A 13,405-nucleotide genomic window follows, 5' to 3' on the forward strand; every position below is an offset into this window, starting at 1 on the left:
ACCGCCGGCCAGGGCGCCGCGCGTCCCCCGTCTCCGGTCAGCATCATTGTGATGAAGACGAGCGAATATCCCCTGACCACCGTTCTTCCCGGCCGCGCAAGCGCGTTCCAGACGGCGGAAATCCGCCCGCGCGTCACTGGCATCATCCGCGACATTCCCTTCAAGGAAGGCAGCGAGGTCAAGCAGGGTGACATTCTCTACCAGATTGAAGACAACACCTATCTGGCAGAAGTGGCACAGGCCAAGGCAAGCGTGGCGAAAGCCGAAGCAAGCGTTCCGAGCGCCCAGGCGAATCTTGCCCGCTACGAGCGGCTGGTCAACAGCGGCGCAACGCAGATCGAATATGAAAACGCCAAGGTGACGCTGCTTCAGGCCGAAGCCGACGTGGCCCAGACCAAGGCTGCGCTGGAAACGGCTGAGATCAATCTCGATCTCACCAAGGTCCGCGCGCCTTTCGATGGCATCACCAGCGCTACCGCTTTCAGCATCGGGAACGTGGTGACGGCAAACCAGACGACGGCTTTGACGACGCTGCGCCGCATCGATCCGATCTACATCGATCTGATGGAATCCAGCATCAATCTTCTGCGTCTGAAAAAGGCGATCTCGTCGGGCCAGCTCGGCGGCGATACCAAGGAAACCGGCATTCACCTGACGCTGGAAGACGGCACCGAATACAAGCATGACGGCAAGATCGACATGTCGGACATGGCGGTGAGCGAAACCACGGGCACCTTCTCCATCCGTGCTCTCTTCGATAACCCGGACGATCTTCTGCTTCCCGGCACCTATGTTCGCGCAACGCTGACCATCGGTAAGGAAACGGGTTTCCGCATCCCGCAGCGCGCAGCGAGCCGGAACGCCAATGGCGAACTGACCGCAAAATTTGTCACCGCGGAAAACAAGGTGGAAACGCGCACCTTCCCGTCCAGCCAGCAGTCGGGCAATGCTTGGCTGGTGACGGAAAATGTCAAGGATGGCGACAAACTCATCGTTGACGGCTTCCAGTGGATTGCCGACGGCGCGACGGTCGCGCCCGTGGAAGTGACCATCGACGATCGCGGTATCGTCGTTCTGCCGCAGCAAGCTCCGCCTGCCGCCGCCCCCTCGAAATAAACATGAGCACGAAACCCTCGGTCGAAGCTCGTAAAAGGTAAGGCAGGACTGCCATGGCCCATTTCTTTATCAGGCGCCCCGTTTTTGCATGGGTTATCGCCATCGTCATCATGCTGGGCGGCGCTCTGGCAATTGTGACGCTCTCCATCTCGCAATATCCCGATATTGCCCCAACGACGGTCCGCGTCAGCGCAACCTATAACGGCGCTAGCGCGGAGACGGTCGAAAAATCGGTGACGACCATCATTGAGGACGGCATGACCGGCCTCGACGACCTCACCTATATGACCTCGTCTTCCTCGACAGGCAGCGCCGAAGTGACGCTGACCTTCGGCAACAGCATCCTGCCTGACATCGCGCAGGTTCAGGTGCAGAACAAGCTGCAGCTCGTGCAGTCGCAATTGCCCGACACCGTGCAGCAGCGCGGTATTCAGGTCAGCCGCTCCACATCGAGCATTCTGATGGTGGGTGCGCTGATATCGACGGACGGCAAGCGCAATTCGGCCGATCTCGGCGACGTGTTCTCCTCGCGCGTTGAAGACCAGATCAAGCGCCTTGAAGGCGTGGGCAGCATCAACGTCTTCGGTTCCGAATATGCGATGCGCATCTGGCTCGACCCGTTCAAGCTCAACAAATACCAGCTGACCACGGATGACGTCACCGGCGCCATCGAAAGCCAGAACACCCAGGTTTCGGTCGGCTCCCTCGGTGCCGTTCCCGCCGTCCAGGGCCAGCAGCTCAATGTGACGGTGACGGCGCAGAGCCAGCTCACCACCGTCGCCGATTTCGAATCGGTCATATTGAAGGTTGAGAAGGACGGCGCAACCGTTCGCCTGAGCGACGTGGCCCGCATCGAAATCGGCCAGGAAACCTATGGCGGTGATTCCCGCTCGAACGGCCGTCCTTCCGCCGGTTTCGCGGTCAACCTCGCCACGGGCGCCAACGCGCTCGATACTGCAGCACGTGTCAAGTCCGCACTTACCGCCGTTGAGGGCTCGCTGCCTGCAGGCGTCTCGATCGAATATCCCTACGACACGACACCCTTCGTGAAGCTGTCGATCGAGAAAGTGGTGCATACGCTGATCGAGGCGATCATCCTCGTCTTCGTCGTGCTGCTGGTCTTCCTGCAAAACCTGCGCGCCACCTTCATTCCGATGATCGCCGTGCCCGTCGTGCTCCTCGGCACGTTCGGCATCCTCGCAGTCACCGGATATTCCATCAACACGCTGACCATGTTTGCCATGGTTCTAGCGATCGGCCTTCTCGTGGATGACGCCATCGTCGTTGTTGAAAACGTCGAGCGCATCATGTCGGAAGAGGGCCTGTCGCCGGTCGAGGCGACGGAAAAATCGATGGGCGAGATAACCGGCGCCATCATCGGCATCGCGCTCGTCCTGACCGCCGTGTTTATTCCCATGGCCTTCTTTGGCGGATCGACTGGTATCATCTATCGCCAGTTCTCGATCACGATCGTTTCGGCCATGCTGCTTTCGGCGGTGGTCGCCATCGTTCTGACGCCGGCGCTGTGCGCAACAATGCTGAAGCCCATCGACCATACCAAAAAGCAGCGTGGACCGGGTGCCTGGTTCAACCGCGGCTTCGGCAAGACGACGGACGGCTATGTTTCGTCGATCGGCTATCTGCTGAAACGGCCACTGCGCGTGACGATTCTTTTCCTGATCGTCGTCGGCGGCTGCGCCTGGTTCTTCACCAAACTGCCAAGCTCCTTCCTCCCACAGGAAGATCAGGGCGTGCTGCTGACGATCATCCAGACACCGACCGGTTCGAACATCGAACGCACCAACGAGGTGGTAAAACAGGTCGAGAGCTACTTCCGTGAAAAAGAAGCAGCCAATGTCGAATCGGTTTTCGGCGTGCTTGGATTCAGCTTCAGCGGTTCGGGTCAGAACAACGCGATCGTCTTCACCAAGCTCAAGGACTTTTCCGAGCGAACCGCACCCGATCAACACGCCGCCGCCATTGTGCAGCGGGCAATGGGTACGTTCTTCGGCTTCCGCGATGCACAGGTATTCCCGCTTTTGCCGCCGGCAATTCAGGGCATGGGCACGTCGAGCGGTTTCTCCATGTATCTCGTGGATAGCGGCCGCAACGGCACCGACGCTCTGACCGCAACCTCCAAGGACCTGATTGCGCTTGCAACAAGCAATCCAAAAATCAGCTCTCTGCGAAGCGACAGCCAGGACAACGAAACGCAGATGAAGATCATTCTCGATCAGGAAAAGATGGGGGCCATGGGCGTCGATCTTTCGTCCGTGAACCTGATGCTGTCGACGATCTTTGCCGGCCGGGATGTCAACGACTTCACCCTGAACGGTGAGCTCAAGCCGGTCTATGTTCAGGGCGATGCACCCTATCGCATGCAGCCGGACGACCTGAAGTTCTGGTATGCCCGCAACACCAGCGGCGAAATGGTACCTTTCTCCTCCTTCAGCGAGGTGAAGTGGATCAACGCGCCGCCGTCACTGGCACGCTACAACGGTACGGGCGCGATCTCGCTTGAAGGCACCGCCGGCGCGGGCATTGCTTCCGGCGAAGCCATGGACGAGATGGAACGTCTGACGGCAAGCATGCCAGGCGGCTACACCGTGGCATGGCAGGGCATCTCCTATCAGGAACGCCTTTCCGGCTCGCAGGCGCCCATGCTGTACGCGCTGTCGGTTCTCATCGTGTTCCTTTGCCTGGCTGCCCTTTATGAAAGCTGGTCGATCCCGTTCTCGGTCATTCTGGCTGTCCCGGTGGGTGTCCTCGGCGCTTTGACTGCGGCCCATTTCTTCGGCCAGACGAACGACGTCTACTTCAAGGTGGGCCTGCTGACGACCATCGGCCTTGCCGCGAAAAACGCGATCCTGATCGTTGAATTCGCCAAGGAGAGGCAGGAGCACGGGTTAAGTCTGGTGGAGGCGGCACTCGAGGCGGCGAAGCTGCGCCTGCGCCCGATCATCATGACGTCGCTCGCCTTCATCCTCGGCGTCGTGCCTCTCGCGATCGCAACCGGAGCGGGTTCCGCTGCGCAAAATGCAATCGGTATCGGGGTGCTGGGTGGTATGCTTTCTGCAACACTGCTCGGAATTTTCTTCGTTCCGTCCTTTTTCGTCATCATTCGTCGCCTTTCAAGGCGTTAACAAAACAAAAATGGGCTGTGCCAACCGTTAATACGCTGCTAGAAATATGGCCGATTTGGCAAACGCACGTTTCTAGGGCATATCGACCGCGCAGCCCATTTGTCAGCAAGCCGCGCTTGGTAAGCCAACCAGAGAATTGGGAAAATTATATGCTGTCTATTCGCGCTACTATTCCCCTGACAATGCTACTGCTTTCGGGCTGCGTTGTCGGACCCGACCACAAGACGCCGGAAATTCAATTGCCGGGAAAGTTCGCGGAAGCCGGAAAAACCAGTAATGGCGACATCAGCAGCGTTGCATGGTGGACGGCCTTTAACGACAACCGCCTGAACGGTTACGTCTCCACTGGCCTTGCGCAGAACCTCACCGTGATGCAGGCAATCGAGCGCATCAATCAGGCGCAGGCCCAGGTGATCGTGGACGGCGCCGGCGGCCTGCCGAGCCTGACTGGCAGTGGCAGCCACACGACCAGCGAGACCAAGGGCAGCTACCGTGACGTTCCCGTCACCAACGTATCAAACGGCAGCCTTAGCATTTCCTGGTTCCTCGACCTTTTCGGTCGCTATCGCCGGGCAACGGAAAGCGCCGATGCTTCGCTTGACGCCGCGTACTCCACCGTCGACGTTCAGCGCCTGACGCTGATTTCCTCAGTCGCCGCGGCCTATATCGACGTGCGCTATTATCAGGAGCGCCTGGCGATTGCCCGCCAGAACCTGAGTTCACGCCGCGAAACGCTCGATCTGACGAAGCTGCAGCTCGAAGCGGGTGCGGCCTCGCGTCTCGATGTCGTCCAGTCCGAAGGTCTGGTCAATTCAACGCTGTCGCAGATACCCGGTCTCGAAACCAGCTTCCGCAAGTCAGCCCACCGCATCGCGACCCTGCTCGGCATGCCGGCCTCGTCGCTCATCACCGAGCTGCAGAAGGGCGCACGCCAGCCTGTTGCGCGCGCTGTTCCCCGCACCGGCATCCCGGCCGACCTGATCCGCAACCGTCCGGACATCCGCGTCGCTGAACGCAATCTCGCCGCTGCGGTCGCCACGATCGGTGTAACCGAGGCACAGCTTTATCCAAGCATCGAGCTTGGTGGCGCGATCACCCCGAGCTACAATTTCCTGAGTGGCGGCGGCAGGGGAACGGCCAATAGCTGGTCCTTCGGTCCGAGCCTCACTCTCCCGATCCTCGATGGTGGCAGACTGCGCGCCAATGTCGACATCGCGAACTCGCAAGCACGCGAGCAATATCTCGTCTGGAAGGCAACCGTTCTCAACGCGGTTGAAGAAGTCGAAAACGCCTTGGCCGCCATCAATCGCGACCAGCGTACCGTCGACGCGCTGAGAAAGACTGTCTCATCCTACCAGGAAGCGCTGCAGCTCTCGACAGCCAGCTATCGTGACGGTGCGTCGTCTCTGCTCGACGTTCTGGATGCCCAGCGGTCGGTCTCCGATGCGCAGGCAAACCTTGCAACGGCGATCCAGACGACCGCGCAGGATTATGTCTCGCTCAACGTGGCTCTCGGTGGCGGTTATGCCGTTGGCCAGCCTGTCCCGAAGAAGTCCGCCGGCCCAACCGTGGCCGCTGCAAAGGGCATGTAAGAAACGCCTCAAGGCAAATGAAAAGCCCGCGTCGAGACGCGGGCTTTTTTGTATTCCAGACACAAAAAAGCACCGGTCGCCCGGTGCTTTTTGTTTAACCTGCCGTCAGGCTCAGTTCTTGGCGCGCTCGACGTAGGAATTGTCTTCCGTCGCGATGACCACGCGGATACCGGCGTCGATGTGCGGCGGCACCATGGTGCGGATGCCGTTGGAAAGAATTGCCGGCTTGTAGGAAGAAGAAGCCGTCTGGCCCTTCACAACCGGTTCCGTTTCGACGATTTCAAGCGTGACGTGGCGCGGCAGTTCGACAGCCAGCGGATTGCCTTCGTGAATGGAAAGAACGCAGGTCATGCCTTCCTGCAGATAGGCCTTCTGGTCGCCCATCGTCTCAACATCGACAACGACCTGATCGTAGTTTGCCGGGTTCATGAAGTGGAAGCCTTCGCCGTCTTCATAAAGGAACTGGAAGTTCAGGTCTTCGACGAAAGCACGCTCAACCTGTTCGGTCGTGCGCCAGCGCTCGGAGACCTTCACGCCGTCAACGATGCGGCGCATGTCAACCTGCGTGACCGGCGTGCCCTTGCCCGGGTGAAAGTTCTGCGCGGTGAGAACAACGTAGAGCTTGCCGTCCACGTCGAGAACATTGCCCTTGCGGACGGATGAGGCGATAACCTTGACCATATGACTTCCTTGTAACTCGATGAAATGCGTCGTAAAGGACTGCGCGATAGCACCGGCCCGGCAGACGTTTTGTCTTTTTTCTGGGGCGCAACTACCTTAAATCCGCGCGAATTGCCAGCCTTCTACAGCAATTCGCGGAAGAGTGCCTAGCGGTTTTCCGCCCGGAATTGCTTTAAATGATGCGATCAGGCGTTTTGCGGGCCGTTTATCCGTAACAAGGCCAGCAGGTAAGACGGAAAAGAAAAAAGAGATGGGCTCAAGCAACGAGACAATGTCGCCCTGGTGGACGCCCGACGTCCATGCCGACCGCCGCGCCTTTCTGCTTGGACGCAACGCGATCCAGTCGGAATTTCGCAGCTATTTCGCGCGCGCGGACTTTCTAGAGGTCGACACCGCCACATTGCAGATTTCTCCCGGCAACGAGGCACATCTGCATGCCTTCGCCACCCAGGGACTGACGCCAGCCGGCGACGCCGCTCCGCTCTATCTCCACACCTCGCCCGAATTCGCCTGCAAGAAATTGCTCGCGGCCGGTGAAGAACGCATTTTCTGTTTCGCCCACGTTTATCGAAACCGGGAAAGAGGCCCCCTGCACCACCCAGAATTCACGATGCTGGAATGGTATAGGGTCGGAGAAACCTACGAGATCCTGATGAAGGACAGCGCCAATCTTCTGGCGCTGGCGGCAGAAACCGCCAAAACAAACAATTTCACCTATCGTGGCCGCAGCGTCGATCCGTTCCTCGAACCGGAACGTCTGAGCGTCGCGGAAGCCTTCGATCGCTATGCGGGAATTGATCTTCTGGCGACGATTGACCGAAACGGCGAGACGGATAGCCAGCACCTCGCCGCAAGCCTCACCAATGCCGGAATTCGTGTGGCTAGGGACGACACCTGGGCGGATATGTTCAGCCGCGTTATCGTGGAGCGGGTGGAACCAGAACTGGGCTTCGGCCGCGCCACCATTCTCGATGAATATCCCACAATCCAGGCTGCGCTTGCCCGCAAATCGCCTGGGGATGCGCGGGTGGCGGAACGGTTCGAGCTTTATGCGTGTGGCGTGGAACTTGCCAATGCCTTTGGCGAATTGACAGACGCTGCTGAGCAGAGACGGCGTTTCGAAATGGAGATGGTTGAGAAGCAGCGGGTTTACGGCGAGACCTATCCTTTGGACGAGGATTTTCTGGCGGCGCTGGCGATCATGCCGCCGGCAAGCGGCATAGCACTCGGTTTCGACCGACTGGTGATGCTGGCAACCGGCGCGCCCCGAATCGATCTGGTCATGTGGGCACCCGTCGCGGAATACGGACGATGACAAGGCTTGAAACCATCAAGACACCCGAAGCACTTGTTGAGGCAGGGTTGATCAAGACCGAGGCGCTCGAGGACGTGCGCGCGGTGACGCAGCGTTACGCGTTAGCCATCACAGCGACAATGGCCGATCTGATGGACAGCGGCGATCCGCAGGACCCCATCGCGCGGCAATTCTTGCCGGACCTAGCCGAACTCGTCCACCTTCCCGAAGAACGGGACGATCCGATCGGCGACGCTGCACATAGTCCCGTCCATGGCATCGTCCACCGTTACCCGGACCGGGTGCTCTTGAAGGCGGTGCATGTCTGCCCCGTCTATTGCCGTTTCTGTTTCCGCCGCGAAATGGTCGGGCCGCAGGGCAACGGCATGATGAGCCCGGAAGAGCTGGACGCCGCATTCGACTATATAAAAGCCAACCCGGCCATCTGGGAGGTCATCCTCACCGGCGGCGATCCTCTGGTACTCTCGGCGCGGCGATTGTCCGACCTGATGACGCGGCTGAAAGACGTACCGCACGTCAAGATCGTTCGCTTCCACACCCGTGTGCCGGTCGTCGATCCCGAACGAATCGACGGGCCGCTGATCGAGGCATTGAAGGCCAGCGGCAAAACCACCTATGTGGCCCTGCACGCCAACCACGCACGCGAACTTGGGCAAGCAGCCAGAAGTGCTTGCGCGCGGCTGATCGATGCCGGCATCGCCATGGTCAGCCAGACCGTGCTTTTGAAGGGCATCAACGATGATTCGGCAATTCTCGTCGAACTGATGCGCGCCTTTGTCGAGAACCGTATCAAGCCTTACTACCTGCACCACCCCGACCTTGCGCCCGGCACCAGCCATTTCCGGCTGACGATAGAAGAAGGTCAGCGAATCGTTTCCGCCTTGCGCGGGCATGTCTCCGGTCTTTGCCAGCCGACCTACGTCCTCGACATTCCGGGCGGTCACGGCAAGGCCACGATCGGCCCGAATGCGGCCGAAAAAACCCGCGATGGCTGCTACTCCGTCTCGGACTTCAACGGAAACGATCATATTTACCCACCGCCTGCATCCGGCGACGATTAAAAAAAGCATAAAAAGCCCGCCGTGCCGGGCTTTTCAAAGCGGCGTCGAACGAAAACAAAAATTTCACATTTCCGCCCCCCTCCTGTCATCATAAAGAAAAATATTCTACCTATAACAATCAGCATTGATTTTAATGGTGGTCTGGATTATCAGTGTGGAACTGGAGAGCGAGTCTCCTGATTCCGGATCAACACCAATACAGGGAGTGTGTCATGTCAAAATATATTCGCATCAACGCAATCCTTGGTCTTGAGTCCTGGAATGCTGGATTTAAATCCACGTGTTCCCGCTGCTGTCGAATGTGACCTGACGGTCTCAATTTTCTGAAAATCAGTTCGACGACATGCTGTGTTAATGAGCCACAGCGGGAGTATACCTATGCAAAAGCAAGTTATTGAATTCGCTGGCGAACCCGTCGGCATCGTCATACCGGACAACGACCGGCTGAAGTTCATCGCGGTGAAGTTCCACGTCCACGACCTGGACGAACAGAAGTTCGACAGCGCCGACGATGTGCGGATTGCAATTCGCAATCTCGTGCGCAGCCGGAACCTGGCCGCGGCCTGATGCGGGAAACCCATCACCCGCTCACGGACCTTTCAAAACCAAAGCGCGCCCAATATCGGATCCCGAATACCGGGTCGATGGCGCGCTTTTCTATTGCCTGACAATTCGTCCACTGGTCTGTCATAAACCACGACGGGGTGTATCAATACGCCCTGCACTAAGGTGAAATAGCTTTTTCAAATCCGGATTAGAGTGCAAAAGCCACGCGCTCCTAGAGCTCCCACCTCTCCTGGTTTCTGTGCTTGTCACAGGAATCCAGCCAGCCCAGATCCCAGGGCTGAAAAGACTCTCTCGCCGCCCAGACGCGCTTCAGAACGCGGTAAAGGTCAGCGTCGTCAACGAGCGAACGATGCCTGGAATATTGACGATGTTCTGGTTGATGAACTTGCCGATATCCTCTTCCTGCGGAAGATAGATCTTCAGCATCAGATCATATTCGCCGCTGGTGGAATAAAGCTCGGAAACCAGCTCCGTTTTGTAGATGGCATCGGCGACATCATAGGTCTTGCCGGGCTCGCATTGAAGCTGGACAAAAATGGGCTTCACGGACATCTCCCGTATTGGAACTTGTGGTGCGTGGCTCTTCGCCATGCGTCATGGCGCACTATTGGCTTAGCCGCGCCGGTCTTGCAAGACCGCCTGCCGGTTTAGGCAGAAAAGTCTCATCCGCTGCTACCAACTCCGATCGCGGCCTGAGAAACGATCCAGCTTCGAAAACTTTCAAGCGGAGCGTAACCGGCGCGATCCGGCATGCAGGCGAGATAATAGGCCTCTTCGCTCTCCACCTCGCCGGTAACCGCCGCGACAAGCCGGCCGCTTCGCAACTCCTCCCCGATCATGAAGGACGGAATGAGCGATGCCCCGACCCCGGCACTCGCCGCCTCGGCAATCGTCGTGAACTGATCAAAAAGCATGCCATGCACATTGTCGAAAACCACATCATGGCTGCGAAACCATTGTTCCCAGGCGTCCGGCCGGGTCGTCATGTGCAGCAGCGGCACATGCAGCAGATCGCCCGGCTGTGAAAGCCCGTAGCGCTCCCTGAAAGCGGGACTGCACACCGGTATGACTGTTTCATGCATCAGAAAAACGAGTTCGGTACCTGGCCAATGCGGCAAACCAAAATGAATCGCCGCATCGACTGTATCAGTTCGAAAATCGAACAGCGACGAACGCGTAAGAAGATTGACAGAAACGCCCGGATGTCGGGCAATGAAATCGGGAAGACGCGGCACCAGCCAGCGCGTACCAAAGCTTGGCAAAACACCGAGATTGAGCGTGCCGCCATCCGGATTGGCGCGCAGATTGAGCGACGCGGTCGATATTCGCCGCAGGGCCTCCCGGATTTCCCGCGCATAACCCTCCCCCGCCCGGGTAAGCCGGATTGTCTGCCGCTCGCGCAGAAACAGCGCCACGCCAAGCTGCTCCTCAAGCGCGAGGATCTGCCGGCTGACCGCGCCTTGAGTAAGCCCGAGTTCTCTCGCAGCCGCGGTCACGCTGCCCGTGCGCGAGGCGGTTTCAAAGGCCGCAAGAAGTGAAAGCGACGGTAAGAAGCGCCGAGGCGGCAGAACCATATTCCCTCACGGAATGAACTCTTGACGATATGTCGATATTCAACAGGTAAGGCCGCTTGTAAAGTCTCATAAACAAGGGCTTGTCACTCATACGGAAAACAAATGAACTCGCCCGGAAAATGGTGGAACGATGTATAATGATCCCCGCTCGCACGGCCTCTGGGAAAAGACCGCGCCGCAGCCGCCCGCAACGCCTGCTCTGCAAGGCGAGGCGGTTGCCGATGTGGTGATTGTCGGTGGCGGCTTCACCGGACAATCCGCCGCCCTTCATCTTGCTGAAAAGGGCATGGATGTCGTTCTTCTCGAAGCCAGGGAAATCGGCTTTGGCGGCGCCGGCCGCAATGTCGGTCTCATCAACGGCGGCATGTGGGTCATGCCGAGGGAGTTGCCCGGCGTGCTGGGCGAAACCTACGGGGAACGGCTTCTCAGCCTTCTGGGTGATGCGCCGTTGCTGGTGCGCGAATTGGTGGAAAAACACGCGATTCCCTGCGAGATCGAAAAGAATGGCACATTGCATTGCGCCGTCGGTGAAAAAGGGCTCGCCGAAATTCGCGAGCGCTGCGAACAATGGGCAGCCAGAGGCGCTCCCGTCCGCCTTCTCGATGCCGATGAAACGGCAAGACACACCGGCAGCACCGCCTATTCCGGCGCACTTTTCGATACGCGCGCGGGCACGCTTCAGCCGCTTGCCTATGTTCGTGGTCTGGCTGCCACCGCGCAAAAGGCAGGAGCACGGCTGCACACCGCCAGCCCCGTCGTGTCGACCGAACGCAGCGGCGGAAAATGGGTGGTAAAAACACCGCAGGGATCGGTGACCGCCAACTGGATCGTCGTCGCCACCGAAGCCTACAGCACCGGGCCGTGGCAGATCGTCCGCGACGAACAGACCTACCTGCCCTACTTCAACTTCGCGACCAGACCGCTTAGCGACAATCTGCAAAAGAGTATCCTGCCGAACCGAGAAGGTTGCTGGGATACAAAGGAAATCCTCTCCTCGTTCCGCATGGACAAAGCGGGTCGGCTGGTCTTCGGCAGCGTCGGCGCCTTGCGCAGCACGGGTGCCGCCATTCACCGGGCATGGGCCAAACGATCGCTGAAGCGGCTTTTCCCGCAACTGGGAGAGACGGAATTCGAATGCGAATGGTACGGCCAGATCGGCATGACGGACAATGCCGTGCCGCGTTTCCATAAATTCGCGGAAAATGTCGTCGGTTTTTCCGGTTATAATGGCCGCGGCATCGCACCCGGTACTGCCTTCGGCAAGGTGATTGCGCAACATATTCTCGGTGATATCGCCGAAAACGACCTGCCTCTTCCCGTGACCGAACCAAAAGCGCAGGCCTTCCGGGCAGTGAAGGAAGCATATTACGAGGCGGGCGCACAGATCGCTCATTTCGCCGGTGAACGCTTCTGATCAACCAGGCCGAAAGCCGCCGGTCGTGGCGGCTTTTTTAAACGGCATCGATATATTCTTGAAAATATAATGATTGCCCTATAGGCCTATCGATATATTCATCAGGATATCTCGAACCGGGGGAACACACCATGAGACTCTTACGCCGCACCTTCTTCAAAACCATCGCCGCAGCAACATCCTTCTGGGTGGCGGCATCCTTTGCGGTGGTTCCCGCCCATGCCGCCGAAAAAGTCACGGTGTTTGCTGCCGCGAGCATGAAAAACGCACTTGATGCGATCAATGCTGAATGGGCGAAGGAAAGCGGCAATGAAGCGACCGTGTCCTACGCCGCAAGCTCCGCACTCGCCAAACAGATCGAGCAGGGTGCACCGGCGGATATCTTCATTTCCGCCGACCTCGCCTGGATGGATTATGTTGCCGAAAAGAAGCTGATCGACGTCGAAAGCCGCTCCAATCTTCTTGGCAACCGCATCGTTCTCGTCGCCCCGGCCGACAAGACCAAGCCGGTCGATATCAAGAAGGACTTCGATCTCGCCGGACTGGTGGGCGATGGCCGACTGGCCATGGGTGCGGTCGATTCCGTTCCGGCGGGTAAATACGGCAAGGCTGCGCTGGAAAAGCTCGGCGTCTGGTCATCCGTGGAAAAGAAAGTCGCCGGCGCGGAAAGCGTGCGCGCAGCGCTGCTGCTCGTGTCGCGCGGCGAAGCGCCCTATGGCATCGTCTACCAGACCGATGCGGCCGCCGATCCGGGCGTGAAGATCGTCGGCACCTTCCCGGAAGACAGCCATCCGCCGATCATCTACCCCGTCGCCATTCTCTCGGAAGCAAAATCTCCGGCGGCAAAATCCTATCTGGATTTCCTGAAGTCCGCCAAGGCTACGCCCTTCTTCGAAAAGCAAGGCTTTACCGTTTTGAAATAAACTGCGTTTTGCGGTCCCA

Annotated in this window: 11 protein-coding genes (1 of these 11 cut by a window edge); 8 read left to right on the forward strand and 3 right to left on the reverse strand. The window is 58.6% G+C overall.

Annotated features, from left to right (window positions below; all coding sequences use genetic code 11):
* The 3 genes from ACZ5A6_RS11265 to ACZ5A6_RS11275 form a co-directional block, all read left to right on the forward strand.
* Positions 1–1,116 carry the 3' portion of an efflux RND transporter periplasmic adaptor subunit gene (locus ACZ5A6_RS11265; protein WP_003516855.1) on the forward strand. It extends 87 nt beyond the left edge of the window, so only the last 1,116 of its 1,203 coding nucleotides appear in the window; its start codon lies off the left edge, out of view; it ends in the stop codon at positions 1,114–1,116.
* A 53-nt stretch (positions 1,117–1,169) separates the two neighbouring features.
* Complete coding sequence (locus tag ACZ5A6_RS11270) at positions 1,170–4,259, forward strand: efflux RND transporter permease subunit (protein WP_174060500.1); 3,090 nt, start codon at positions 1,170–1,172, stop codon at positions 4,257–4,259.
* A gap of 149 nt (positions 4,260–4,408) precedes the next feature.
* On the forward strand, positions 4,409–5,851 hold the full coding sequence (locus ACZ5A6_RS11275) for an efflux transporter outer membrane subunit (RefSeq protein WP_174060501.1): 1,443 nt from the start codon (positions 4,409–4,411) through the stop codon (positions 5,849–5,851).
* A gap of 111 nt (positions 5,852–5,962) precedes the next feature.
* Here ACZ5A6_RS11275 and efp read toward each other — a convergent pair whose 3' ends face one another.
* Positions 5,963–6,532 (reverse strand): elongation factor P, encoded by a 570-nt coding sequence (gene efp / locus ACZ5A6_RS11280; protein ID WP_003516849.1) that lies wholly within the window; start codon positions 6,530–6,532, stop codon positions 5,963–5,965.
* A 250-nt stretch (positions 6,533–6,782) separates the two neighbouring features.
* On the opposite strand from efp, the gene epmA reads away from it, so the two are divergent.
* The 3 genes from epmA to ACZ5A6_RS11295 all read left to right on the forward strand — a co-directional run bounded on the left by epmA (position 6,783) and on the right by ACZ5A6_RS11295 (position 9,475).
* A complete protein-coding gene (gene epmA / locus ACZ5A6_RS11285; RefSeq protein ID WP_174060502.1) occupies positions 6,783–7,847 on the forward strand; it encodes an EF-P lysine aminoacylase EpmA in 1,065 nt (354 codons plus the stop codon).
* Positions 7,844–8,908, forward strand: coding sequence for a lysine-2,3-aminomutase-like protein (locus tag ACZ5A6_RS11290; protein ID WP_464110941.1), 1,065 nt, complete (start codon positions 7,844–7,846; stop codon positions 8,906–8,908). The genes epmA and ACZ5A6_RS11290 overlap by 4 nt, the downstream gene beginning before the upstream one ends.
* A 378-nt stretch (positions 8,909–9,286) precedes the next feature.
* Positions 9,287–9,475, forward strand: a complete 189-nt coding sequence (locus ACZ5A6_RS11295; RefSeq protein ID WP_003516843.1) for a hypothetical protein — start codon at positions 9,287–9,289, stop codon at positions 9,473–9,475.
* A gap of 309 nt (positions 9,476–9,784) precedes the next feature.
* Here ACZ5A6_RS11295 and ACZ5A6_RS11300 read toward each other — a convergent pair whose 3' ends face one another.
* Together ACZ5A6_RS11300 and ACZ5A6_RS11305 are read right to left on the reverse strand one after the other, a co-directional pair.
* Positions 9,785–10,021, reverse strand: coding sequence for an Lrp/AsnC ligand binding domain-containing protein (locus ACZ5A6_RS11300; RefSeq protein WP_003516842.1), 237 nt, complete (start codon positions 10,019–10,021; stop codon positions 9,785–9,787).
* Positions 10,022–10,137: 116 nt separating this feature from the next.
* Positions 10,138–11,049 (reverse strand): LysR family transcriptional regulator, encoded by a 912-nt coding sequence (locus tag ACZ5A6_RS11305; RefSeq protein WP_174060503.1) that lies wholly within the window; start codon positions 11,047–11,049, stop codon positions 10,138–10,140.
* Positions 11,050–11,179: 130 nt separating this feature from the next.
* Between ACZ5A6_RS11305 and ACZ5A6_RS11310 the strand changes: the two genes are divergently transcribed.
* Together ACZ5A6_RS11310 and modA are read left to right on the forward strand one after the other, a co-directional pair.
* Positions 11,180–12,463, forward strand: a complete 1,284-nt coding sequence (locus ACZ5A6_RS11310; protein WP_113556182.1) for an NAD(P)/FAD-dependent oxidoreductase — start codon at positions 11,180–11,182, stop codon at positions 12,461–12,463.
* 131 nt (positions 12,464–12,594) lie between these two features.
* The gene (gene modA, locus ACZ5A6_RS11315) at positions 12,595–13,386 is read left to right on the forward strand and encodes a molybdate ABC transporter substrate-binding protein (protein WP_174060504.1); all 792 of its coding nucleotides are present in this window, start codon (positions 12,595–12,597) and stop codon (positions 13,384–13,386) included.
* Positions 13,387–13,405 lie beyond the last annotated feature (19 nt).

It is taken from the genome of Agrobacterium sp. 6Ca8 (assembly GCF_055382765.1).